Origin of the sequence: Pyrobaculum neutrophilum V24Sta, from assembly GCF_000019805.1 — an archaeon.
GTDB lineage: Archaea > Thermoproteota > Thermoprotei > Thermoproteales > Thermoproteaceae > Pyrobaculum > Pyrobaculum neutrophilum.
In genome coordinates, this window is record NC_010525.1 from 1683360 (window position 1) to 1706390 (window position 23031).

General features: G+C 61.2%; 22 protein-coding genes and 1 tRNA gene. 12 read left to right on the forward strand and 11 right to left on the reverse strand.

The features are described from left to right. Position 1: 1 nt before the first annotated feature. On the reverse strand, positions 2 to 2083 hold the full coding sequence (gene purL, locus TNEU_RS09665; RefSeq protein WP_012351246.1) for a phosphoribosylformylglycinamidine synthase subunit PurL: 2082 nt from the start codon (positions 2081 to 2083) through the stop codon (positions 2 to 4). A gap of 142 nt (positions 2084 to 2225) precedes the next feature. On the opposite strand from purL, the gene purE reads away from it, so the two are divergent. The 3 genes from purE to TNEU_RS09680 all read left to right on the forward strand — a co-directional run bounded on the left by purE (position 2226) and on the right by TNEU_RS09680 (position 5227). Further along, positions 2226 to 2708, forward strand: a complete 483-nt coding sequence (gene purE / locus TNEU_RS09670) for a 5-(carboxyamino)imidazole ribonucleotide mutase (protein ID WP_012351247.1) — start codon at positions 2226 to 2228, stop codon at positions 2706 to 2708. Positions 2709 to 2773: 65 nt separating this feature from the next. After that, the gene (locus TNEU_RS09675; protein ID WP_012351248.1) at positions 2774 to 3850 is read left to right on the forward strand and encodes a 5-(carboxyamino)imidazole ribonucleotide synthase; all 1077 of its coding nucleotides are present in this window, start codon (positions 2774 to 2776) and stop codon (positions 3848 to 3850) included. A gap of 48 nt (positions 3851 to 3898) precedes the next feature. Beyond that, positions 3899 to 5227 (forward strand): hypothetical protein, encoded by a 1329-nt coding sequence (locus TNEU_RS09680; protein ID WP_012351249.1) that lies wholly within the window; start codon positions 3899 to 3901, stop codon positions 5225 to 5227. Here TNEU_RS09680 and TNEU_RS09685 read toward each other — a convergent pair. From TNEU_RS09685 to TNEU_RS09695, 3 genes are all read right to left on the reverse strand, one after another. Beyond that, entirely contained in the window at positions 5224 to 5691 is a 468-nt protein-coding gene (locus TNEU_RS09685; protein ID WP_012351250.1) for a PaREP1 family protein, read from the reverse strand. The two genes, TNEU_RS09680 and TNEU_RS09685, sit on opposite strands and share 4 nt — an antisense overlap. A 94-nt stretch (positions 5692 to 5785) precedes the next feature. Continuing rightward, positions 5786 to 5899, reverse strand: a tRNA-Pro gene (locus TNEU_RS09690). A gap of 23 nt (positions 5900 to 5922) precedes the next feature. Continuing rightward, entirely contained in the window at positions 5923 to 7104 is a 1182-nt protein-coding gene (locus TNEU_RS09695; protein WP_012351251.1) for a glutamyl-tRNA reductase, read from the reverse strand. Between the two features lie 79 nt (positions 7105 to 7183). Here TNEU_RS09695 and TNEU_RS09700 point away from each other — a divergent pair, with 79 nt between their 5' ends. Continuing rightward, the gene (locus TNEU_RS09700; RefSeq protein WP_012351252.1) at positions 7184 to 8224 is read left to right on the forward strand and encodes a formate--phosphoribosylaminoimidazolecarboxamide ligase family protein; all 1041 of its coding nucleotides are present in this window, start codon (positions 7184 to 7186) and stop codon (positions 8222 to 8224) included. Here TNEU_RS09700 and TNEU_RS09705 read toward each other — a convergent pair. Beyond that, on the reverse strand, positions 8217 to 9221 hold the full coding sequence (locus TNEU_RS09705; RefSeq protein WP_148682447.1) for a formate--phosphoribosylaminoimidazolecarboxamide ligase: 1005 nt from the start codon (positions 9219 to 9221) through the stop codon (positions 8217 to 8219). The two genes, TNEU_RS09700 and TNEU_RS09705, sit on opposite strands and share 8 nt — an antisense overlap. Positions 9222 to 9289: 68 nt before the next feature. Between TNEU_RS09705 and TNEU_RS09710 the strand changes: the two genes are divergently transcribed. Continuing rightward, positions 9290 to 9793 carry a cyclin family protein gene (locus TNEU_RS09710; RefSeq protein WP_012351254.1) on the forward strand — a complete coding sequence of 168 codons (504 nt, stop codon included), beginning with the start codon at positions 9290 to 9292 and terminating at the stop codon, positions 9791 to 9793. On the opposite strand, the gene TNEU_RS09715 is transcribed toward TNEU_RS09710, so the two are convergent. Beyond that, positions 9790 to 10971 carry a serpin family protein gene (locus TNEU_RS09715; protein ID WP_012351255.1) on the reverse strand — a complete coding sequence of 394 codons (1182 nt, stop codon included), beginning with the start codon at positions 10969 to 10971 and terminating at the stop codon, positions 9790 to 9792. The two genes, TNEU_RS09710 and TNEU_RS09715, sit on opposite strands and share 4 nt — an antisense overlap. Before the next feature lie 270 nt (positions 10972 to 11241). Between TNEU_RS09715 and TNEU_RS09720 the strand changes: the two genes are divergently transcribed. From TNEU_RS09720 to TNEU_RS09730, 3 genes are all read left to right on the forward strand, one after another. After that, the gene (locus tag TNEU_RS09720) at positions 11242 to 11841 is read left to right on the forward strand and encodes a hypothetical protein (RefSeq protein WP_012351256.1); all 600 of its coding nucleotides are present in this window, start codon (positions 11242 to 11244) and stop codon (positions 11839 to 11841) included. After that, a complete protein-coding gene (locus TNEU_RS09725; RefSeq protein WP_012351257.1) occupies positions 11817 to 12053 on the forward strand; it encodes a winged helix-turn-helix domain-containing protein in 237 nt (78 codons plus the stop codon). Before TNEU_RS09720 ends, TNEU_RS09725 begins: the two co-directional genes overlap by 25 nt. Before the next feature lie 214 nt (positions 12054 to 12267). Then, positions 12268 to 13293 carry a hypothetical protein gene (locus tag TNEU_RS09730; protein ID WP_012351258.1) on the forward strand — a complete coding sequence of 342 codons (1026 nt, stop codon included), beginning with the start codon at positions 12268 to 12270 and terminating at the stop codon, positions 13291 to 13293. 387 nt (positions 13294 to 13680) lie between these two features. On the opposite strand, the gene ilvD is transcribed toward TNEU_RS09730, so the two are convergent. After that, positions 13681 to 15366: a dihydroxy-acid dehydratase gene (gene ilvD, locus TNEU_RS09735; protein WP_012351259.1), complete on the reverse strand. Its 1686-nt coding sequence runs from the start codon at positions 15364 to 15366 to the stop codon at positions 13681 to 13683. A 28-nt stretch (positions 15367 to 15394) separates the two neighbouring features. Next, entirely contained in the window at positions 15395 to 16438 is a 1044-nt protein-coding gene (locus TNEU_RS09740; protein WP_012351260.1) for a radical SAM protein, read from the reverse strand. A gap of 118 nt (positions 16439 to 16556) precedes the next feature. On the opposite strand from TNEU_RS09740, the gene TNEU_RS09745 reads away from it, so the two are divergent. Genes TNEU_RS09745 through TNEU_RS09755 form a run of 3 tightly spaced genes read left to right on the forward strand, consistent with a single transcriptional unit; the run spans position 16557 to position 19513 of the window. Further along, positions 16557 to 18401 carry an aldehyde ferredoxin oxidoreductase family protein gene (locus tag TNEU_RS09745; RefSeq protein WP_148682448.1) on the forward strand — a complete coding sequence of 615 codons (1845 nt, stop codon included), beginning with the start codon at positions 16557 to 16559 and terminating at the stop codon, positions 18399 to 18401. Positions 18402 to 18446: 45 nt separating this feature from the next. Then, positions 18447 to 19172, forward strand: a complete 726-nt coding sequence (locus TNEU_RS09750) for an NAD(+)/NADH kinase (protein ID WP_187146723.1) — start codon at positions 18447 to 18449, stop codon at positions 19170 to 19172. After that, positions 19169 to 19513 (forward strand): PIN domain-containing protein, encoded by a 345-nt coding sequence (locus TNEU_RS09755; RefSeq protein WP_012351263.1) that lies wholly within the window; start codon positions 19169 to 19171, stop codon positions 19511 to 19513. Before TNEU_RS09750 ends, TNEU_RS09755 begins: the two co-directional genes overlap by 4 nt. Here the strand turns inward: TNEU_RS09755 and TNEU_RS09760 are convergent. Then, positions 19492 to 20181: a diacylglycerol/polyprenol kinase family protein gene (locus TNEU_RS09760; RefSeq protein ID WP_012351264.1), complete on the reverse strand. Its 690-nt coding sequence runs from the start codon at positions 20179 to 20181 to the stop codon at positions 19492 to 19494. The two genes, TNEU_RS09755 and TNEU_RS09760, sit on opposite strands and share 22 nt — an antisense overlap. Positions 20182 to 20199: 18 nt before the next feature. After that, on the reverse strand, positions 20200 to 20658 hold the full coding sequence (locus TNEU_RS09765) for a DUF371 domain-containing protein (protein WP_012351265.1): 459 nt from the start codon (positions 20656 to 20658) through the stop codon (positions 20200 to 20202). Positions 20659 to 20805: 147 nt separating this feature from the next. Between TNEU_RS09765 and TNEU_RS09770 the strand changes: the two genes are divergently transcribed. Next, complete coding sequence (locus TNEU_RS09770) at positions 20806 to 21924, forward strand: tyrosine--tRNA ligase (protein ID WP_012351266.1); 1119 nt, start codon at positions 20806 to 20808, stop codon at positions 21922 to 21924. On the opposite strand, the gene TNEU_RS09775 is transcribed toward TNEU_RS09770, so the two are convergent. Beyond that, positions 21889 to 22965, reverse strand: a complete 1077-nt coding sequence (locus TNEU_RS09775; RefSeq protein WP_012351267.1) for a geranylgeranyl reductase family protein — start codon at positions 22963 to 22965, stop codon at positions 21889 to 21891. The genes TNEU_RS09770 and TNEU_RS09775 overlap by 36 nt on opposite strands. Positions 22966 to 23031 lie beyond the last annotated feature (66 nt).

Genomic DNA, 23031 nt, shown 5'->3' on the forward strand with positions numbered 1-23031 from the left:
TCTAGAGAAGCATCAGCCGCCTCAGCTCCTCCACCCTCCTCTTGTACAGGAGCGTGCCGCCGCACCTCACCTCGAACACGTCGCCGTGCGCCTCCCCCACGGCGACGCCCGGCCCCTCCTCGCCGGCCGCGACGAATCTTCCGTTGGACTCGCTGAAGAGGAGGAAATCCAACCTGCCGACGTCGGAGGGGGCCCTACAGACGTCTACAGTTGCCCCAACTCCGCTGTTTACGGCCATCTTAGCCAGCGCCGCCGCCAGCCCCCCCACGCCCACGTCTGTGGCCCCCGTCAGCCTCCCCAGCCAGCTCTGGACCACGTCGACTATCTTCCTCTCGGCGCCGTAGTCCACGGCGGGGGGCCTCCCGGCCACCACCCCATGCACCCTCTTGAGGTACTCGCTTCCCCCCACCTCCCCCCTTGTGACTCCCCAGACGAATATCCTATCGCCTTCGCGCCACATCGCTCTGTTGGCCTTAGACACGTCGTCTATTCTGCCCAACACTACAACGGCGACGGTGGGCTTCACCGGCCGGCCCATGTACTCGTTGTACAGGCTCACCTTCCCCCCCACTATCGGCACCTCCAGCTCGGCGGCCGCCTCCCTAAGGCCTTGCACGGCTTGGACGAACTGCCAGTAGACCCGCGGCCTCTCGGGGCTCCCCACGTTTATCGAGTCCACGGCGGCGAGCGGGACTCCGCCGACTACGGCGACGTTTCTATAGGCTTTTACAAAGGCGTTGGCGGCCCCCAGCCTCGGGTCGAGGAAGGTGTACCTCGGGTTGGCGTCCCCCTTCACCACCAGGCCCAGCTGCCCGCGTTGGTAGAGCTTCAACACGGCTGCGTCGCCCTCCCCGGGCTTCACCGCCGTTTTAACCCCCACGTCGAAGTCGAACCGCATATATATGGACTCCTTCTTCGCCACGTTGGGCGAGGAGAGGACTAGATCCAGCGCCTTCTCCAGAGGCGGCTCGGGGAGCTGGGGCAACTCCGGCGGTTGATAAGGCTCCTGAGGCCAGAGAACCTCCGGGGCCCCGTCTGCGAGAGAGATGGGGATGTCCACAACCCTCTCCCCCCTCCACATCACCCACACCCTCCCGCCCTCTACGAAGCGGCCGGGGATGGAGTAGGGCACCTCGTACCTCCTCAATGCCGCCTCGAGACAGGGCAGGTCCTGTGGGGAAACGACGAAGATGAGCCGCTCCTGGGTCTCGCTTATGAGCAACTCCTCGGGGGCGGCGGCCCTGTCTCGCACATGTAGCTTGTCTAGGTGGAACTCGATCCCCAGGGAAAACCAGCTGGACAGCTCGGCGAGAGCCGTGGCCAGCCCCCCGCCCCCCAGGTCCTTTATGAACTTTACACACCTCCCCGCCTCCCTCACCACGTCTATCAGCTTCTTCCCCATCAGGGGGTCCGCCACCTGGACAGCGCCGAGGTCCTCGCCCCCCTCCAGGGTCTTGCTGGCGAAGGCGGAGCCGCCGAGCCCGCTTCTGTCTGCCCCAAGTCCCGCCACCACGAGGTAGTCCCCGGGCGCCACGCCCCCCCTCGGCACGGCCTCCGCCTCAACCACCCCCACGCAGGTGGCGAGGACTATGGGGGTGTAGGTGAAATCCTCGTCGAACCACGTCTCGCCGCCCACCACGGGAACCCCAACCCTGTTGCCGTAGTCGGAGATGCCCTTCACCACGTTGGAGAATATCCACCTGGCGTGGGGATCCTCCGGAGGGCCGAAGTGTAGGTTGACGAGGAGGGCCACCGGCGTTGCCCCAACGGTTAGGATATCCCGGATTATCCCGCCGACGCCGGTAGCCGCCCCGTTGTAGGGATCCACCGCGCTGGGGTGGTTATGGGACTCTATCTTGAAGCTGACGTAGAGGCCGGGCGCCACCTCCACAAGAGGGGCGTCCGTCCCCCTCCCCCTGACCACCCACGGCGCGGAGCCTGGGAGCTCCCTGAGCCACCTCCTTGTGGATTTGTAGGAGCAGTGCTCAGACCAGTGGGAGGTGAAGAAGGCGAGCTCAGCCGCCGTGGGCTCCCGCCCCAGCCCCCTACGTATAAGCTCCAGCTCCTGCCGCGTTAAGGCCATGGGCTTAGAAAGCCGCGGCTATAAAAGTTTAATCGCTTGGTTAAACTGAAAAGGAGGCCCGCCGTTGAGAACGCGGACACCTTTATACATATGCTTAAAATAATACCCCAGGTGGTATATATGCGGCTGCCTGCCCCCCAACGTGAAGGTGGCGGTCATCATGGGCTCCATAAACGACCTAGAGGTTATGAAGGAGGCTCTGGAGGTGCTGGAGGCCCTGGGCATCCCCTACGAGGCTAGGGTAGTCAGCGCCCACAGGACGCCCGACTTCATGGCCGAATTCGCCAGAGGCGCGGAGGAGAAGTTCGACGTGGTTATCGCCGGGGCCGGCGGGGCGGCCCACCTCCCCGGCATGACGGCGGCCCACACGCCTCTTCCCGTAATCGGCGTGCCCATACCCACGAGGCACCTCGGCGGCCTCGACTCCCTACTATCTATAGTTCAGATGCCGAGGGGGACGCCGGTGGCCACCGTGGCCATAGGCGGCGCCGCCAACGCCGCCTTCCTCGCGGCGAGGATACTGGGCGTCAAGTACCCCGAGGTCCGGGAGAAGGTGAAGAAGCACATGGCCCAGATGCGGGACGAAGTCCTCTCAAAGAGCTTCATAAGGGAGTTTAAGCAGTAGAATAAAATAGCAAGGCTAACCCCGCCGCCGAATCAAATTTTTTATAAGTATCCGTTTAAACTGACATGCGTCTCCTGGTGTTGGGCGGGGGCCAGCTGGCCCTTATGATGTGTTGGGCAACAGCCAGGCTACCCCTGGATTTCGCGGTCTACGACCCAGACCCGAAAGCCCCCGCGTATAGATGCGCCGCGAGGGCGGGCGACCCGCTGAGGGAGGTGGAGAGGGCGGACCACGTCACCTTCGAGTTTGAAAACGTGGAGTGGGGGGTGGCAGAGTACGCCCACAAGCTGGGCAAGCTGAGGCCCCACCTGGACTACCTCAGGGTGAAGAAGAGCAGGATATGGGAAAGGGAGGCGCTCGGCGAGCTGGGGGTGCCCACCCCCCGCTGGGCTGTGGCTAGAGATGGCGCAGAGGCTATGGAGCTGGCGGCCAAGTGGGGGAGGGCCGTCGCCAAGGTGCCCTCCGGCGGCTACGACGGCAAGGGCCAGTACCTGCTCCCCCGGGAGAGGCCGCCCGCGGAGAGCCCCCTCCTGGTGGAGGAGTACGTAGACATCGCGAGGGAGTTCTCAATAGTGGCGGCTAGGTCAGAAGACGGCGACGTCTACTTCTACCCGCCAGCCCAGAACTACTACGTCCAGGGCATTCTGGTGTGGAACTACGCCCCCGCCGAGGCGCCGCCCGAGGCCTATAGATACGTGGAGAAGATCCTGGAGTGGCGTAGATACGTAGGCGTCCTCGCCGTGGAGTTCTTCGAAGACAGAAGCGGCAGGATCCTCGTCAACGAGATCGCGCCCCGCGTCCACAACACAGGCCACTGGACCCTAGAGACAGACGCCTCCCAGTTCGAAAACCACGTCAGAGCAGTCGCCGGCCTCCCCCTCAGGAGGCCGCGCGCCTTAGCGCCCACCGCCATGGTGAACCTACTGGGCGTCGCCAGTCCACCCATTAAGGAGCTGGAGAGGCTGGGCAAGGTATACTGGTACGGCAAGGCGGAGGCTCGGCCCAGGCGCAAGATGGGCCACGTAAACATCACAGGGGACACCACGGCGGAGGCCATAGCCAAGGCCCGAGAGGCGATGAGGATAATCTACGGCAGAAAATTCCCAGAACTCGTCCTCAAAAACTACGGCAGTAGACAATAGAAAAAACGACAAAATACGAACGTAAAAAGATGGTAGACTCTCCCGGCTATGGGGTGGGGGATCACCAGGAGGAGACTCCTCATGTTGGGCGTGGCAGGCGCGGTTGCGGCGGTTGGCGGCTGGCAACTCCTAGGCGTCTCGGAAAACGCGGCGAGACCGCAGACGAGGAGCTACTGGTTTGAACGGACATCTGAATTCGCAAGCAACGACGACGTGGTGGAGCTCAAGTTCGTAGACGAGTTCGACAGACCTGTAGACTTCAACGCACTTCTGGTGTGGGAGCCAGATGGCGTTGTGGAGGAAGTGGCTGTAAAAGACGGCGTCCTTAGGCTAGACAAGAGGAGAGTTAAGAGACAGGCCGAGAGCTGGGTTGAAGAACAGCTGAGGAGAGACAATCCCACGTCGACGGAGCACGCCCTGTTTACCATACTGCCCACCGCGCCCGCGGAGCCGCTGTTTTACACAGACGTAATTGAGAGACCGGCGTTGAGGAGCAGAGTATATAGAGTGAGGGGGGCCGCCAGGAGGAGCACCGGCCATAGATTTGCGACTTGTCCAGAGGCCAAGGTGTTTTATATCTCAGACGTCAATCTCACGGATCCAGATTACGTTCCGGCAGTCGCCCTAAAAGACTCGTCTTCAAAAGCCTTCGGCGAAGATATCTGGTTCGGCTACAAAGTAGACGGTAGCGCTCTAAAGTTAAACGCCTACGGTGCACTTAGCTTGAAGTGGGGCACAGAGCTTAGAATAACCGGAGAGTACAGCTGGAGCACGGGCAATCTAATATCGCAAGGTAGCGGAGGCTATGCCCCCGCCGACGGGCAGTCGGCGGCTGTGATGTTCTACTCTTCAATATGGAGGGTCATCGGCTACGACGTATATGATATCTACACATGCAATGTGGTTGACACACGCGCCAGTTTATACATGCTAAACCTCGCCTTTGAAAACGGGAACATTGCGCTTAGGTCGGTTGGCTACATCCCAAAGATGCCGACCTCCATCAGCCCCGCGGAGACCCGCACCTACACGGGGATAGACGGCAAATGGGGAGATTATAACACACTTTGGTACCTCGAGATTATGAAAAATGAGCCTCTTCTAGACGTCGGTGGAACACTGGGGGTGGGCCTTCCCGTTGGCGATCTCATCGCCAACAAAGTCCCCAGCACGGTGGCGTCCCTTATAAAGAAACTACACGCAGGCTTCAACTTCCAGGCGTATGGAGCCGTTGCCAACTATATAGCAAAGGTTTCAACAGACGCCGCCCCGGGCGCCAAGTACGCCCTTAGGGTTTACAGAGCCGCGTTTGTTCACTATCTCAAGGACTACGTCTTTAAGCCCCTAGTCACTATAGCCGAGGTCGTAGACGCCTAGGTCTCGACCAGCTTTTTTAGCTTCTCCACGAGCTTCAGCGCGGCCTCCCGGTGGACTTCGAAGCCCTCCGGCGAGAGGAAGTTGTGGTAGAAGTTGGCATGTAGCCTTTCCGCCATGGCGAACGCCGTGACGAGTTCTCTGTCTTTTGTCTCTCTGTACAGTCTGTCGATTAGCACCGCGTAGTCTCTGTGGCTGTAGTGCGGCTCTCCCCTTTTCTCGGCCAGCGCGTTCAGCAGGGCTGTGACCGCTCCCCAGTACTTCTCGCCGGCTTGTACAAGATCGCCCCCTCTATACAGCTCCTCGGCCTCCCTGAGGTACTTCTCGTGTAGGCGGAGATACAGCTCGACGCGCTCGGGCGGATCGAGCCTCCCGGCCAACAGATCTGCGAGGAAAGCCTCTACATCCCGGTCCCCAGCCGCCCTCTTCAAAAGCTCCGCCACTGCGGGAGAGAGCGTTATGGCCATGCAACTGGCGGCGTATCTAGTTAAAAGCTTGCCGCGCCTATGCAGACGGCCATATGTAGAACGGCGCTTGGGCGACAGTATAGCGATGTGTGGGTGGTGGGGCCGCCGGGATTTGTGGGCCGGCTCTGCCGTGAACCCGGGCTCACGCGGACCCGAACCGCGCTTTAGGGGGCTTCCGCCCTATCCTACCAGGCTGAACGACGGCCCCCTTGTGCAGATCTCTCTCGGTTTTTATGTTTTTCTGCCGACGGCTTGGGTTAACACGTTGGCCAGCCTCACGGCCTCCTCCATCTGGCCGTCCTCGGCCATCTTCTTCATCTTCTCCACCAGGGGGAGGAGGACCCTCTTCACTGTGGTTTTCGCGGCTAGAGCCGCGGCGTCGCACCCCGCCCTGGCGCCCTCCTCCTCGGCGGCTGTCATCGCCGTTTCAAGGAGAGCCGCGACTGTCTCCTCCACGTATCTCCTGGCGAGGAGCCGCGGCAGAGCCGCCAGCTCCTCCTCCACTATGGCCTCGGCCTTTGCGACCTCGGCGGCCCGCTCGGCGTTGTACTGCTCGGCCACCTGCCTGAGGTCCTCGATCCGCACGACCTTCACGGGCAGGCCGGGCGCCACGGTCTGGGGGACGCCTAGGTCTACCACGATCTTCACCGAGGCTCCCTCCGGCACCCTGTCGATTACGTACTCCATTGAGTGGACCGAGGAGAACACCACGTCGCACTCCCTCAGACAGCGCTCCACCTCCTCCCTGGTGAGAGGCCTCGCCTCCCCTCCGGTCTTGGCCGCCACCTCCCTGGCCTTTTCGAAGGTCCTGTTTAAGATGTAGAGCTTCCCAACCCCCCTTGAAGCCAGCTCCATGGCGAGGCCGGAGCCGACGGCGCCGGCCCCCAACACAGCCGCCTTGGCCTGCCTTAGGTCTAGGAGGCGGGACACGTAGATTATCGATAGGGAGCCCAGCCCCCTAGGCCCCCTAGATATGGCCGTCTCCGTCCTCACCCTCTTCCCCACCCGCACAGCCCTCTCGACTACGGTCTTAAGTAGGCCTCTTGTGTAGCCGGCTCTGACCTGTCTATCGAAGGCCTCCTCCACCTGGCCGAGCACGTCGGTCTCGCCTATCAGTATCGAGTCTAAGCCCGCCGCCACTCGGAAGAGGTGCCGCGCCGCCTCGGCCCCCGTTATGACCCGCACAGAGTCGACGTATCTTCGGTAGGCCTCCGCCACCTCCTGCACCTCCTCCGGCGGAGCGCCGTAGAGGTAGGCCTCCACCCTGCTACAGGTGTGGAGGACGTACATGGGGAACGCCCTTGCCCTTCTCTCTATGCACCTCTTCATCTCTTGGCCGACTTTCCCCAGGGCCTCGGCGCTGACCTCCCTATATGTCAAAACAACCGCAGAAAGGGGGGCGAGGAGGTCCATTATGGGTGTAGATTTAGGTTCTATTTAAGTAATACTACACTGTTGCGGGAAATATATAAAGTTGTCCACTTCTGGCGTCATGGTTTCGGTTGCTGTGCTCGCCTCCCACAGCGCGTTGGACGTGCTAGACGGCGCTAAAGACGAGGGGCTGAGGACGGTGGCTGTGGCGAAGAGGGGCAGGGAGAGGGCGTATAGGGAGTTCCCCGTGGTGGATAAGCTGATCGTGTTGGAGGACTACCGAGACGTCTTAAAGGCCGTGGACGTCCTCAAGGCCGAGGAGGCGGTTTTTGTCCCCAACAGGTCCTTCGCAGTCTACGTGGGCTACGACGCCATAGAGAGGGAGTTCCCGGTGCCGATCTTCGGCAACCGGTTCCTACTGAGGTGGGAGGAGAGGACGGGGCCTCAGAACTACTACCGGCTGCTGGACGAGGCTGGGGTGAGGCGGCCTAGGACCTTTAGGCCGGACGAGGTGGACCGCCCCGTCATTGTCAAGATGCCGGAGGCGGAGAGGCGTGTCGAGAGGGGGTTCTTCGTAGCCCGCGACCGCGACGACCTATACAGGAAGGCCAGGCGTCTGGCAGACGCCGGGGTGATAAAGCTGGAGGACCTAGAGCGCTCCTCCATCGAGGAGCTGGTCCTCGGCGCCCACTTCAACGCCAACTACTTCTACTCGGTAATGAGGAGGCGGCTTGAGCTACACAGCTTCGACAGGAGGATACAGAGCAACCTAGACGGGGTGTTCCGCCTGCCGGCCAGAGACCAGCTGGAGGTCGACCCGGAGGTGAGGTACATAGAGGTGGGCCACGAGCCTGCGACGATACGGGAGTCCCTCCTCGAGAAGGTGTTCGACGTCGGCTACAGATTCGTGGAGGCGGCCCGCCGCCTCGTACCTCCGGGGGTGATTGGGCCCTTCACCCTCCAGTTCATAGTGACGCCTCAGCTGGACCTCGTGGTTTACGACGTCGCGCCGAGGATAGGCGGCGGCACCAACGTATACATAGGGGTCGGGGGGCAGTACTCCAAGCTCTACTTCGGCAAGCCGATATCGATTGGGCGGAGGATAGCTATGGAGATCCGCGAAGCCGCCGAGCAGGGGAGGCTCTCTGAAGTCACTACGTGAAGAGGTCCTCTAGGCGGCCCCTCCGGGCGGCCTCCCTTATCTCGTGGGCTATCCTCTCCCCCATGTCCATAGGCCTGTCGAAGTAGAGGACCGAGTAGGGCGAGCCGTAGCCCATGTATATGTTGGTCCCAGCCACGATACGCCCTGAGAACTCGAAGACCGAGATGGACATGTCGTCCCTTATTATGGACTCCAGGCAGTAGGGCCCCGCCAGCCTGCAGCCGACCGCCTCCTCGACGGCTTTGGCGAACTGGACGCCGTATTTCCATATAGTTGGGAGCAGAGACTCCCTGAGGACCAGGGGGAGGTTGCCAACGACGACGAAGGTGGGCTCCACCCAGCCGAAGGTCCTCCCGTCTACGTTAGATTCGTACCTGATGTCTGCGCCGAAGACCTCCACCCTGCCGTATACGGGGGAGGAGAAGAAGTGGTAGTAGGCCGGCACGCCGAATACGTACTCCTGGATGATGTACTCGCCTAGGCCGGCCAGCCTCCTCCTCAGCTCCTCTCTATCTCTGGCGAGGAAGTACCCCCTGCCCCCCTTGGCGCCGAAGAGCTTAACTATGACGGGCCTATCCACCTCCTCCGGCGTTTTGTAGACCCTCGGCGTGGGGACGCCGGCTCTCTGGAGGAGCTCCATCTTCTTGTACTGATCCGCCTCCCACCTTATCAGCTCTCTGCAGCCGAGGGTGGGGACCGGCGCCTCAAGCGCCTGCCTCCAGCCTACGTATTCCACGTAGGAGCCGTGGGGCACGAGCACCGCGTTGGCCTCCACGAGCTTCTCCGCCGTCTTCACGAAGTTTCTAAAGTCGGCTGTCCACACCTCGTCTATGAAGCCGAACTGCCTGTAGAACTCGGCGGCGTCTGCCCTGCCGGCCACGGCGATGGTCCTGAAGCCGAACCTCTTCGCCCCCCTCAAGATCTGCAACGCGGTGTGCGACGCCACCGTGGCGACCGCCAGCTTCTCCACGTCGTATCTCTTCAACGCGGCCGACACGTGCGTCGGATTGGCGCCACTAATTAACATTTCGCCGACAGGTATAAAAAACAGCAACGCAGCCCAACGTGTTCACCTACTGGCAAAGGAGGGACGACCCACTTAGCCGGTGCATCGAGGAGGTGGTCTCCAGCGCCGGCGGGGGGGAGGACAGATGCCTACTGGCGGCCGCCGAGTACCTCTGCCGGAAGAGAGCAGGCGAGGCCACCTCCATGGACAAAATCGCGGCGAAATACGGCGTCTCCCTCCTCTGCGTCTACAGGAAATACAGCGGCCTCTTCCAGGTCGGCATCCGCTACCCCAGAAACCGCGTCGAGCAACTCCTAGAGCAGGTGAGGCAGAGGTACGGCCCCGCCGTCGCGGAGGAGGTGGAGTCCCTCTACGCCGTCCTCAAATCAAGGGGCGCCCTAGACGGCCTTAAGCCCGAGGGCGTCGTGGCGGCGTTGCTCTACTACGCCGCGAAAAAACACGGACTTCGCTACGACTCCCACAGGGCTGCTGAGGAGTTCGGCGTACATCCGGAGACCGTCGAGAAAAACATCGTGCTCTTCCAGTGGTACCTACAGCGCTAGGGCTTAACCACATGCCCTATGAAGTAGATCGTGCCGTCTCTCCGATCCGCCAAGACGAAGAGGAAGGGCCTGTCTATTACCACCTCCATGCCTCCAACCTTAGCACAAACGGGCACAAATACGACGGCAGTGGCGGCTGTTGCTACAACACCTTTTTCATCAGCTTTTATGTACGCGCCGTGGAAAACTTCGTCTATATAAATCCTGATAGGCGACATCCGGGTGAAGTTTGCTCTGGTTTTGTCAAATGCTGAGCGTATGCCTATGTCGATTAATACCTTTTTGAGAGAGTCTTTAAACTCTGCGGTAAATAGAGGCATCGTTACGGCGACGATCTCGTCCGGCAATTCGGTGATGTCTCTCTTCAACTTCTCATAGGTCAAGCCTTTTACATAGTCCTCAAGCGACTTTGGCATTATGACGTACATAGCTACATCTGTATTTTCAAACCGGAGCTCCACCACCGTGAGATCGGCAGAGACGCGCCCCCTGAGCGAGGGGACGCAAGACCCAAGGTCAAGCTTCATAAACTCCACCGGGCCTACCCCCTGGAATTCTCTCTTCCCAATACGCCCAAACTGGAGCGGCCACCAACTACCGTTGAAAAACAGAGCTGAAGTCAATACAACGCGTATATCCTGGCTACGCGGGTAGTCAGTAGGGATCAAGTCCTTTACGTATCCCCTGGTCTTTTCCTCTATCCATCTGTTTATCTCGACCAGCGCGGAGCGCTCCGCGAAATCCACCCGCCTCAGCTCCGCCCCTAGACAAGACAGCTCCCGCTCGTACTCCTCCCTCAGCGGGAATCCCAGTTGCACCCACGCGGCCACCGCCTCCTCGACCCCCCGCCCAGCCTGAGCCAAGGCGCAGACGTCGTCGCCGAAGCCGAACACCCTCCCGATCTCCTCCCTAGTCTCCCCAGCCGCGCCCGCGTAGGCCATGGCAAAGGCTTTATACACGGAATACGGCGAGAGGACAAGGTTTTCGCGAAGTCTCTCCAAGGCTATTCTCTTATAGAAACTGACGGCGAAGTCGCCATAGCTACCGCTCTCCAGAGGCGCAGGAGCAGATGTGTGAGACGTGGGAGGAGAGTGCGTGGACGCCTCCTTAAGAGACACGATGAAGATCAGCAACACTACCAAAGCCAACGTAACCGGTAGCAGAGCCCACAGCCTCATGACAGGAACCTCCTTTTAGCTTTTAAACCTGATGTACTGGCAGTACATACACCTGCCTTATCCCACGTGGGTTATATCCCGCGGCCCAGCGGCGGGAGCCGCCTCAGCGCGTAGTCCCCCCCCCCCGGCGGTTTTTCCTAAGTCCTCGGAGGGGGCCGCGGGAGAGGCGTCCGCTTAGAGGTCGGCCGCTGTCTTCCCCTGGGGGCCGCCGCGTGGATGTACAGTCGGTACATCACATTTATATAGCGGTTGCCGGCGAAGTATGGCGGGATGAAGAGGCTGGTCGCGGCTCTGGCGATCTCCACGGCGGCTGTCGCCCTGCTGATACTTCAGTTGTTGCCTTGGTTTGTTCACCACGGCGAGCCGGCGGCGTTTGAGCTACTCGCCTTTAGTAATGGTAGTTCTACGCCGGCCGCCTCCCCATACAGCCAACAGGAGACCTCCCCCGTGCCGCACATCATCGCCTCGGCGTCGTCAAACCAGACGATTATCTACGACAACGCAAGCTTGTACAACCTCACGGCTGTCGCGCTATCCAACACCTCGTTCCTCAACGGGTTCGGGGCCTCCTACTACGGCGCCTTCTCCGTAGCGCCTGTCCCTCCGCCTTGGGCGGTCGCGCTGGGAGGGGCCGGGGTTGTCCTGTACGGCTACGGCCTCTACCTATCTCTCTGCCGCGGGCCCCTCTGCAGGTGGAGGAGGTTCAAGGCCCTTCGCCCCCTCTCGGCGGCGGCGGTGGCCACGTCGCTGGCTCTGCTCTACGCCTCTCCCCTCTACCTCGCCCTCTCCATCCCCGGCGCCTGGGGCATCGCCCACTACTACAGGGCGAGGAGGAGGCTGGCCGCATGGCTAAGTTCGACCTTGACGTAGTCGCCAGAATCCTCCTCCTGCTGCTAAGGGGCCCCATGGGGAGGACCGCACTCTACATGAGGACCAAGCTCAACTACCCGAGATACCTGGAGTATCTGGAGTACCTAAGGGAGAGGGGCCTAATCGCCGAGCGAGACGGCGTAGTGACGCTGACCGAAAAAGGAGTAGAGGTGGCCAAAGCCCTAGACAAGGCGCTAGGCGAGCTACTGTAGCTCACCAAGCGCGGTCAGGCACAGAACCGGCCTTAACCGCACGGCCTTAGCGCACTCCCGCCCTCTTCGGCCCGCCGAACTGCCCAACAGCGCCGTGGGCAGTCGAGCTACGAGGCCCCCAACGCGGAGACACGCTGTACCTTATCTGTAGCCGCACCCGGCTCTACGACGTTGTGCATCTCTAAACTTTATATATTAATGGACTAATATTATTATGAGAGTTGCAGGTGCGGTGGTGCCGCTAGTTATTCTAGCGGCGTTGGCGGCCGCCGCGCCGTTCTATATCAAGGTCATCGATGTAAGCAATAGGGATCCCTCTTACATCCCCTACGACGACATCTATACTGTAAACGGCTGTAGGTTCTACATAATAGTAGATAAGGAGGGGAAAATGGGGGTGTACGAATTAGGACGCACTCCCGTGGTTTTCGACAACTCTACTGGCTATGGGGATGCTTACCAAAAGTACATCAAAGGAACTAAACAGATTGAGCAGTATCTGAGAGACAGGGAGAGCTTCCTAAAGAAGCTGGAGGAGTTGGGCGCTGTGGAGCCTAAAAAGATCTCAGTAGACATCGAAGAGATTAACAAAACGGGACGAGACGCTGAGAGGTCCAGTAGGGCGAACAGCTCTATCTGGCAACCCGCCGTCGAGTACGAGATGAGGAGAGGCCCAGTTTACGCCTACATTGTTGCAGACGATCCATATGACGGCGTCACAATCACCGTGAGTGCCCCCTATGCCCATGTCGACGAGGTCTGGCGTTTCTTGGGCGAGCTCCCGCGTGCCGAGTTTCCGGTGGATGTACTGGTGATACTATACGGCGAAAAAAGGGTCACGGAGGAGCAGGTGGAGGTGTATAGGAGGGCCGTTATTGAGCTTGAAAAAGAGCTTGGCACCGTCAGGGAGTTTAGGGATTTCTACGGCCGCGTGGTAGCCGTAGAGGGGCTCATACACATGCCCTACGACGGATATAGTCTCGGCTTCATAATCCCGATCCCAGACGAGCACAGCTTTAACATATCTACGGCGAGGCGCATCGTGACGAGACTCGTCCAGCTCGCCGGGATGTGCCACAACAACACGGTTGTGAAGTTTGTGCCTAGAAACATGACCGGAATGACACTCCTTATACCCCCCACGCCGCCTGTGGCCTACGCGGCGGCGGTGGCCGCCGGTGTGGTCGTAACCGCCTCCGCGCTGTTTATACTAAGGCGCATGAGGGGCAGAACCCGCTAATTTTTCCCTCCTACTCTACCACCTGTCTCTACGGCGGGTTCTTCGGGGGCTCGCCTAACGACCTGGAGAAGGCCGCGCTTCGCCGCTTCCACTTGCAGGGTGTCCAGCGGCTTTATCCAGTGGTGGCGTGCCCCCACTGCGGCAGCCGCAGGTCGGCGGCAGGATGTGGCGTCTCGGCCGCAACGCGGGCGGCACCTGTAGGCGGTTTTTCGGCCCATGCTTTTTTCGAAGTTTTCAAACCTGCCGCGGGCTGGGCCTGAACGATGTCGGACCGGCGGGGCTGTAGACGGAATGCGCCGTAGTTACGCCACTCCCGTGGCAGGCCCCCGGGTGGGGCCGCAGTGTGTGCCGTATGGAGCGCACCTGCGGATGCGTTGGTTTCTGGAGTTATCGTGGTGGTGTGGTGACCGCGCCTTTGTCCGCCTGTTGGACCAGTGCGGCGTATTTGGCGAGGAGTCCTCCGGAGTATTTGGGGGGCGGCGGCGTCCAGTTTTTCCTTCTCCTCTCCAGCTCCTCCTGGGGGATCTGTAGGGTTATGCGGCCTGTCTCGCCGTCTATGGCTATTTTGTCTCCGTTTTCTACTAGGGCTATGGGGCCTCCCACGGCCGCCTCGGGGGCGACGTGTCCCACCATTATGCCGCGGGTGGCTCCTGAGAAGCGGCCGTCTGTCACCAGGGCTACCGCCTCGCCGAGGCCAGCGCCGACGATGGCGGCGGTGACTTTAAGCATCTCTGGCATGCCTGGGGCGCCCTTCGGCCCCTCGTATCTTATCACCACGACGTCTCCGGGCTTTATCTCGCCGGCGGCCACCGCCTTGAAGGCCTCGGCCTCTCCGTTGTATACCTTGGCCGTCCCCTCGAACTTCAGCTTGTCGGCGGCGCCTATCTTCATCACGGCGCCGTCTGGGGCTAGGTTGCCTCTGAGGATTCTGATGCCGGAGTAGGGCTTGTAGGGCTTCTCCACGCTGTAGAGGATGCCGTCTTCGGGCACGGCGGGGGGTTGCCACCTCTCCAGGAGCTTGCCTATGGTCTCGCCCTCGACTGTGAGGGCCTCCGGCCTGAGGAAGCCGGCTTTGTAGAGCTTCTTGAGTATCCTCGGCACGCCGCCTATTCTGTCGAGGTCCTGCATGGCGTAGGGCCCCGCCGGCCGTAGGGCGGCTATGACGGGTACCCTCCTGCTTATCTCGTCGAAGTCGTCTAGGGTGAACTTCACCCCCGCCTCATGGGCTATGGCCAGGAGGTGGAGTATCGCGTTGGTGGAGCCCGCCGTGGCAAACAGCGTCACCGCGGCGTTGTAGATGGCGTCGTATGTGACCACCCTGCGGGGGGTTACGCCGAGTTCGGCGGCTTTTAAAACGGCGCGTCCGGAAGCCACGGCGTAGGCCCTGCGTCTGGCCGAGGTGGCGGGGGGCGACGCAGAGCCGAGGAGGGCTAGGCCGAGGGCCTCCGAAAGCATCGCCATGGTGTTGGCCGTGAAGAGGCCTTGACACGTGCCGTAGGTGGGGAAGGAGAGCTCCTCTATCCTCTTGAGCTCCTCCAGCGTGATCTTCCCCGCCAGGTAGGACCCCACTGCCTCGAAGGTGTCCTCTATGGTGAGCTCCCGCTCGCCGAGCCACCCAGCCTCCGCCGTGCCGCCGTAGAGGTAGACGGCGGGGAGGTCCAGCCTAACCATGGCCATCATTATGCCCGGCTGCGTCTTGTCGCATCCGCCTATGCCCACCCAAGCGTCTACTCCGTGGGCGTTGAACTGCGCCTCTATGGTGTCCGCGATTAGGTCCCTGCTAATTAGGGAGTACCTCATCCCCGGGGTTCCCATGTTTATGCCGTCGTTTACGACGATGGTAGGCGCCGTCAGCCCAACGCCGCCGGCCTCCTTAACTCCCTCCTTCACGTACCTGGCCAGATCGAGGGTGTGGTAGTTGCAGGGCCCCAGCTCCGACCACGCGGCGAGGACCCCCACCAGGGGCTTGGCGAAGTCCTCCTCCGTGAAGCCGACGGCCCTTAGGTAGGACCTGTGCGAGGCGTTGTCTACGCCGTCGTACCAGGCGGAGGAACGCACCTTGATCTTTACCATGTATATAGGACCGCCCGGCTTTATATAGTCAACGGCCCTCTGGCGTAGCTATGTAGATGTTGTGCCGGTTCTCCAAGACCCGCACCTTTATCCTCCGCCCCACGAGCTCGTCTGATGCGCCTCTTCCCAACGCCACTGTGAAGACCCTGTCCCACACGGCGGAGCCCCTCCTCGCCACGGGCACGCCGAGCATCTCCCCCCTGAATATCCCCCTGGCGACTAGCTCCACGGCCACCGACTCGCCGACTTTATACGGCGTTGGCAGAGGAGGGGCCTTGTGTATGTTGTACTCCCCGGGGCGCGGCGTCAGCGGAACCCCCAGCTCCCTCTCAAGGCCTTTTAGCCTCCTCCAGAACTCGCCCCACGTCATCGGCCTGGCCTTGACCCGCCGCCCCCTCTTGTGCGGGATGTACTTCTGTATCAAAACGGGGGTGTGGACGCCTTTGCCCACGCCCTTCTCCACGGCCCACCTCACAATCTTGGGCATCTCGCCGTCGTTTAGCCCCGGCACCCACACCGGGCTCACCACGACGTTGATCCCGGCGCCGAGGGCCGCCTCTACTAGGCGTAGCACCTTCTCCACGTCGTACCACTCAGCCCCCGCCAACCTCTTGGCTAGGGCGCGGTCCAGCGCGTCGATGCTGACGTTTATCCTGTCTAGCCCAGCCTTGGCCAGCTCCTCCAGCTTGCGCTCGTCCAACATGTAGAGCCGCGTCTGCATAGACACAAGCGCCACCCCCTTTATCGACTTGGCGCCCTCGATAAGCTCGGCCAGATGGGGGTAGTTTCCGGGGTCGCCCATCCCGTCCACGTGCACCTCTACGTCGTCTACCCCCTTATACCTGACCACCTCCTCCAGCGCGGCTAGAAGCGCCTCGACCTCCACCTCGTACTCAGCCCACCTCGCCCTAGAGGCGGGGCCTGCGTTGACGGAGCAGAAGACGCAGGAGAGGGCGCAGACGCTGGTGGGCCTCACCTCTAGCACGTTGGTCCCCCGGTCCACAACGCCGAAGGCCAGCGCCCCAACCTGCGGCACCTCTGCCCCAACTCTGTAGAGGGGGCGGCCGCCCACCGCCTCTCCAGATCCCCGCGTTTATATCCTTTACTACAACTTCTCAACATTGTCTCATGGAGGAGATGTAAAAATGTAGATGACGACAATATTTAAAAATCTGGTCGATGTGCTACATATGGTTGTGTTTAGAGTGGTGCGGGTGGATCTATCTACGCAGAAGATAACGGAGGAGGTGTATAAGGAGGACTTGGTGAGGAGGTTCCTGGGCGGGAGAGGCCTAGCCTCCTACCTCGCCCTGAAGGAGATCCCGAGGGGCATCGACCCCTACTCGCCCAGCAATAAACTGTACATATTCGCCGGGCCTCTAAGCGGTTTGGCCACGCTGGCGACCAGCAGAATTACGGTAGTCACGAAGTCCCCCCTGACGGGGTCCCTCACCCACACCAACGCCGGCGGGAACTTCGCCTACATGCTGAGGAAGGCCGGCTACGAGGGCATCATCGTGGAGGGCAAAGCGGAGGAGCCGGTCTACATCCTAATCAAGGAGGGGGAGGTGAGCATAAGGCCGGCTAAACACATCTGGGGGAAGTGGACCGGCGCGGCCACCAAGGCTCTTCTGGAGGACGCGGGGTTTGAAGGCGATGAGCGCAAGGCGGGCGTCGCCACCATAGGGCCCGCCGGGGAGAACCTATCCCGTATAGCTGGCATTAGGTTCAGCGACTACGAGCGCTTCGCCGGCAGAGGCGGGGCGGGAGCCGTGATGGGGTCTAAGAGGCTTAAGGGGATTGTCGTGTGGGGCACCCGCGACCTCTACTCGCTGGTGGTCGACAGGAGGAGGTGGATAGAGGAGTCTGGGAAGCTGGCGCAGAGGCTGGCCAACGCCGGCACCTCTAAGGCGTTGCACACATACGGCACGAACCTCCTGATGAACATCATAAACGCAGTGGGGGGCCTCCCCACGCGGAACTTCGAGACTGGCTACTTCGAGGAGGCCGAGAAGATCTCTGGGGAGCACATAAAGCAGAACTACGTCGCTGAGGTGCACGGCTGCGCCCAGTGCCCCATAGCGTGTACCCAGATGGTGGAGGTGAAGTCGGGCCCGTATAAGTTCATTGGTAAGGCCAAGTACGAGTACGAGAGCACCTGGTCACTCGGCGCCAACCTCGGCAACGGCAACCCCGAGGCCGTTCTGAAGCTTATCAAGCTGGCGAACGAGCTCGGTTTCGACACGATCTCCCTCGGCAACACGCTGGCGACGGCCATAGAGCTCGCGAAGAAGGGGAAGTTGAATATCCCGCTTGAGTGGGGAGACCCAGCTCCGCTTATAGACCTCGTCTACAAGATGGCGTATAGGGACGGAATAGGCGACGACTTGGCCGAGGGCGACTACAGACTCGCCATGAAATACGGCGAGCCTGAGGCCTTCGTGGGATCTAGGGGACAGGGCTTCCCGGCCTACGACCCGAGGGCTCTGAAGGGCTTCGCGTTGTCGTACGTCACCGCAAACCGCGGAGGCGACCACCTCGAGGCCTACAGCCCCACCTGGGAGGTGCTCGGCGTGCCGGAGAAGGTGGACCCGCTCTGCGAGTCGCCCGAGTGTATAAAGAAGCAGGTGAAGCTGGTGGTGTATGCGCAACACCTAATGGCTCTGTCCGACTCGGTGACCTTCTGCAAGTTCGACACGCTGGATAAGGACGGCCTATTCGAGAGAGACCTAGCGCACCTCTTCAACGTGGGCTTCGGCTGGGATGTAACGCCGGAGGAGCTACTCACAATCGGCGAGCGTATATTCAACGTGGAGAGGCTGTTCCACGTCAAGGAGGGCAGGTGGGTGAAGGACGAGCTTCCGCCTCGGCTTAGGAAGGAGATCCCCACGGGGCCTGCCAAGGGCCACAGCGCGGTGAAGATGTTCGAGGAGGGGATCAAGGAGTACTACGCCGCGAGGGGCTGGGTTGACGGCAAGCCGACGTACGAGACCTTGAGGAGGCTGGGCCTGGAGGAGTTCCAGCACCTCCTGTAAATCCCCCTTTTTTAACATATATTAACCTGCCCCACCTCTGTGGGGGTGTACGCCGTATTCTACAGACCCGACCTTAAGCCTCTTGCGGAGGATTTCATGAGACGCTACGGCGCTGTGGAGCTGGACTGCCGGGGGAGCTACAGCCACGTGTTCATCCTGGGCGGCGACGGGACGTTGCTTGAGGCTCTGAGGAGACACCCCTGTCTCTTAGACGCCGTGGTTGTCCACATGGGGCTGGGGAGGGTGAACTTCTACCGTAGCTCTGACGCCCCGCTTTCGATAGAGGAGGCGGTGGGGAGGGTCGAGAGGGGGGACTACGGTGTGCTGGAGTTCTCAACGCTCGTGTATGGCGACTGCACCGCGTTAAACGAGTTCTCTATATACAGGAGGGAGATGGGGAGGCTCCTCAGCTTTAGGCTAGAGAGCGACGGGGGGGAGCTGGAGGGTAGAGCAGACGGGGTGATAGTCTCCACGCCGCACGGCGCCTCGGGATACGTCGTCTCCACCTTCGGGCCTGTGGTGGACTTCCGGGCGGAGGTCGTGGTGATATCGTTCATAGCCCCCTTCACCCTCTACCTCAGGCCGCTTGTTCTCTCCGCCGGGAGGGTGCTGGTGGAGACCTCGGAAGACGCGGTCCTCGTCTGTGACGGCAGAGAGAGCAGGCCAGGCCGGAGGTTCGAAATCAGGAGGGGAGATCGGAGGCTTAGGCTTGCGGTGTTTGGCGAGTTCCGCTTCCTAAACAGGGTTCTAGAGCGGCTCAGGAGCATATGAGCTGCTACGTGCTGGACGCCTCCGCCTTCATACACGGCAGAGATATGAGGATCTTCTCGGGGGCGTTGTATACAACTAGGGAGGCGGCTGAGGAGCTGAGGGACCCCAGGGCCCAGGCCGCCCTTGAAATACTGCGGGTGGAGGTCGCGGAGGTGGACGAGCGGAGGGTGAAGGAGCTGTTGAAGAGGTTCGCCGGGCTGTCGCGCGCCGACGCGTCCCTCCTCGCGCTGGCGCTCGAGAGAGGCTGCGTGTTGGTCACAGACGACGGCAGGCTGGCGGCGGCGGCTAGGGCCTTGGGGGTGAGGGTCGAGGGGGTCTTCTACAGGAGGGAGAGGAGGTAGGATCCCCCGGCGGCGGCGACGGGTATCGTTAGGTTGTCCTCGTGGCTGAGGGCGTCCGCGGCTACGACCATGGCCGTCACCGCCAACGCGTGGAGCAACGGCATGCCCACCGCAACCAGGGCGGCCGTGTTGGCGAGGTAGCCAAGGAGGGTGCCCCAGGTGGTGAGTTTGCCGAAGATCCTCCTCCCGCCGAAGATGGTGCCGGCCACGGCGCTTACGGCGTCGTAAACCGCCATGCTCACCACGGCGGCTGGAAGATGCCGAGGGCCGAAGGCGGCTGTGGCTATTAGGAAGCCGAGGGAGCCCATGAGTATGCCCAGGTAGCCGTGTCTCCTCTCGTAGTCCCGCTCGGCCATGGATATCAACAGCTCCAGCTGCCTCAAGGCGTTTTGGTACTGGGTCTTTAGCTCTGGCTTGTCCAGGGGGAGAAGAGCCTCAAGCCTCGCGAAGAGCTCCTCCAGAGTCTTGAAGAAGTTCTGACGTAGCTCCTCCCAGGCGTAGGGCTCCTTTATCTGTAGCGAATACAGTACGCCGCTTGCCAGCGCGAGAAGCGCGATGTAGGGCTCCGGAGGTATCTGGACAAAAAGCGGAACCGCCACGAGCGCGACGAAGACCACGTGGAAGAGCTTCCTCGCGAGAAGCGCCTTAAGCTCCTGTATCTTGGACATACGGCCGCCCCCACGGCGCTATTTAAAAGCTTCGCCGGGACAAACCCCAACGGTTATCTTCACCGGAGCCCCCCCTCTGAGAGCCGCGACAAGCGCTCTGTCTAGCCCCGAGGCGGCTTTGTCAATCCCCACGGCAACTGTCGAGTCGTCCACGTAGAAGCTCCTCCTAGCCACGATACGCCACCTGGAGGTTGGTCTCCGACGCGGCGTCAGACCAACGACGGCGTCCCACGCGACCCCCGCGTCTATGATGATCACCACCGTCCCCACCGCCGCCAGAGCCTCAACGACGTCTAGCTCACCAGCCGCCTTCTCGGAGCAACACGCCACTATGCAGTCCCCGCGCCTTGTCACAAAGGGGTCTTTCGTAATCTCCAACGTCCTAGTGTTAGACGCCGTGATGTTGCCGTGGCCCCTAGCCGTGAAGACGTCACGAGGCGCCTCCCCCCTCAGAACTCTCTCAAGACACACATCCACAGCCCACACCCCACACGTCTTTTTAACGGAAAACCGGCGCCGGTAGCCTCCGCCCGCACCACAGATCTAATGGGGGGAGGCGTTGGCGGTGTGATCTCTTGCGTATGTACGGTGCTGACGTTAAAATACTTCTGTTTCTCGGGTCCTATGGATGTTGAGGAGAGGCTGTCTCTCGTCCTTAGGTACCCCACGGAGGAGGTGATAACGGTAGAGGAGCTTAGGGAGCTTTTCCAAGCTGGGTATAGGCTGAATCACTACATAGGGTTTGAGATAAGCGGCTTTATCCACATAGGGACAGGCATCGTCAGCATGTCTAAGGTTGTGGATCTGCAGAGGGCGGGCGTGAGGACACAGATCTTTCTCGCGGATATACACTCCTGGCTCAACAACAAGCTGGGTGGGGATCTGGAGGTGATTAGGAGGGTTGCGGTGACGTACTACGTGGAGACTTTTAAGAGGATCATTGAGTCGCTGGGGGGCGACCCAGACGCGACCAGGTTCATACTTGGGTCCGACCTGTACCACCACAACGACGAGTACTGGCTTCTACTCATGGACATAACCCGCCACCTCACCCTGTCTCAGGTGAGGCACAGCTTGACTATCCTGGGCCGTAAGATGGGCGAGTCGATACCCCTCGCCTACCTCGTCTACCCGCCTCTCCAGGTAGCCGACGTGTTCGCCCTGGAGGCCCATATACCACACGGCGGGATCGACCAGAGGAGGGCCCACGTCTTGGCTAGAGATGTGGCGGACAAGGTCAGGTTCTACCCTCTGAAGGTAGACGGCAAGAGGGTGAAGCCGGTCGCGCTTCACCACAAGCTACTCCCGGCGTTGAACATCACGTCGAAGCCCACCAGCAGGGAGGAGCTCAGCGAGCTTAAGATGTCCAAGAGCGTGCCGCAGAGCGCCATCTTCGTCCACGACAGCCCCGAGGAGATACGCCAGAAGATAGCGAGGGCATACTGCCCGCCGCGGGACACGGAGTACAACCCTGTGTTGGAGCTCCTCCGCATCTCTGCATTCCGCGAGGAGAGGAGAGCCCCCCTAGTGATAAAGAGGCCGGAGAAATACGGCGGCGATCTGGAGGTGTGGAGATACGAGGAGCTTGAGTCTCTCTACCGCGAGGGCAAGATCCACCCAGCCGACTTAAAAGCCGCCGCGGCTGAGGCGCTCGTCGCCGCGCTGGAGCCGGTCTACAAGTACTTCCAGGGCCCCGGCGCGAAGCTGCTAGATGAGATGAAGAGCATAGCGATTACTCGCTAGATATCTGAGGAGCTCCACCCCAGCTTTTAAGGATCTGCGGTCTAGCAACGCGGCTACGGCCAGCGTTTTTACATGGTCGTCGTAGTCGACCGCCACGTACTCTCCGCCGTCTAGCAGGCGGAGGAGGCGGTCCACCAGCCGCCAACCGTACAGCGCTCTAAACGCGGCGAAGGCGGCCCTAAGCCTGAGCCTTAGGGCGGCCGTTGACTCCTCGTAGCCTTCGGGCCTCCCCTCCGCCAGGGCCTCAGCCGCGAGACGGCCGCTTTTTACTGCCAGCGCTATCCCCCCGCCGCTGAGAGGTTTGACGAGCCCGGCCGCGTCTCCCACCAACACGGCTCTCCCCTCCACTAGACGCCTCAGCGGAGGCCCCGCCAGGACGCCCCCTCCGAAGGGCTTCCCCGCGGGTCGGCCACCCACCAGCTTGACCAGCTTGTTCAGCTTCTCCACGGTGCAACACAAGTCGGCCAACCCCACCCTGTAGAGACCTCTGTCGAGTTCCACTATCCAGGCGAAGTAGGCCCTGGAGAGCCTCTGGTTGTACACCACAGTGATGCCGTGGAGCCCGACGTCGCTTCTCACGTCTATCTGGAGCCCCGGCAACCTAACCACGTGCCCGTAGGCTCTGGAGATCCTCCTCGCCGCGCCCTCCGCAACCACTATGTAGTCGTAGGGGCCGCGTCTAGAGCCGTCGGCGGTGTGTATATACCCCCCTCTGATGTCTACCACCTTTCTGCCTAAGTGTATCCGGGGTACCCCCTCGGCGAGCTTCTGCTCAAGCCCCGGCCTGTCGAGGAGCAACACTGGGTCTCTCAGCTTGAAGCGGATGGAGTGCCCCTGGAGGTCGGTGATCAACAGCTCCCTGTATTGGTTAAGGACAACGCCGTTTGGCAGCTGGGCTCTCCGCGCCGCCCCGCCGCCCACTAGGCTTGTGCAGTGTCGGGGGAGCCCCACCTCGTGGTGTTCTTCGTAGACGTCGGCGTCTCCGAATCTGGAGGCGAAGGAGAGCCCCGCCGGACCCGCGCCGACTACTGCCACGCGCACTTGGCGATGTGGCTCCGGCTATTTTTGCGTTTCTCGGGGGAAGTCCTTTTTATATGGGTCTCCGCT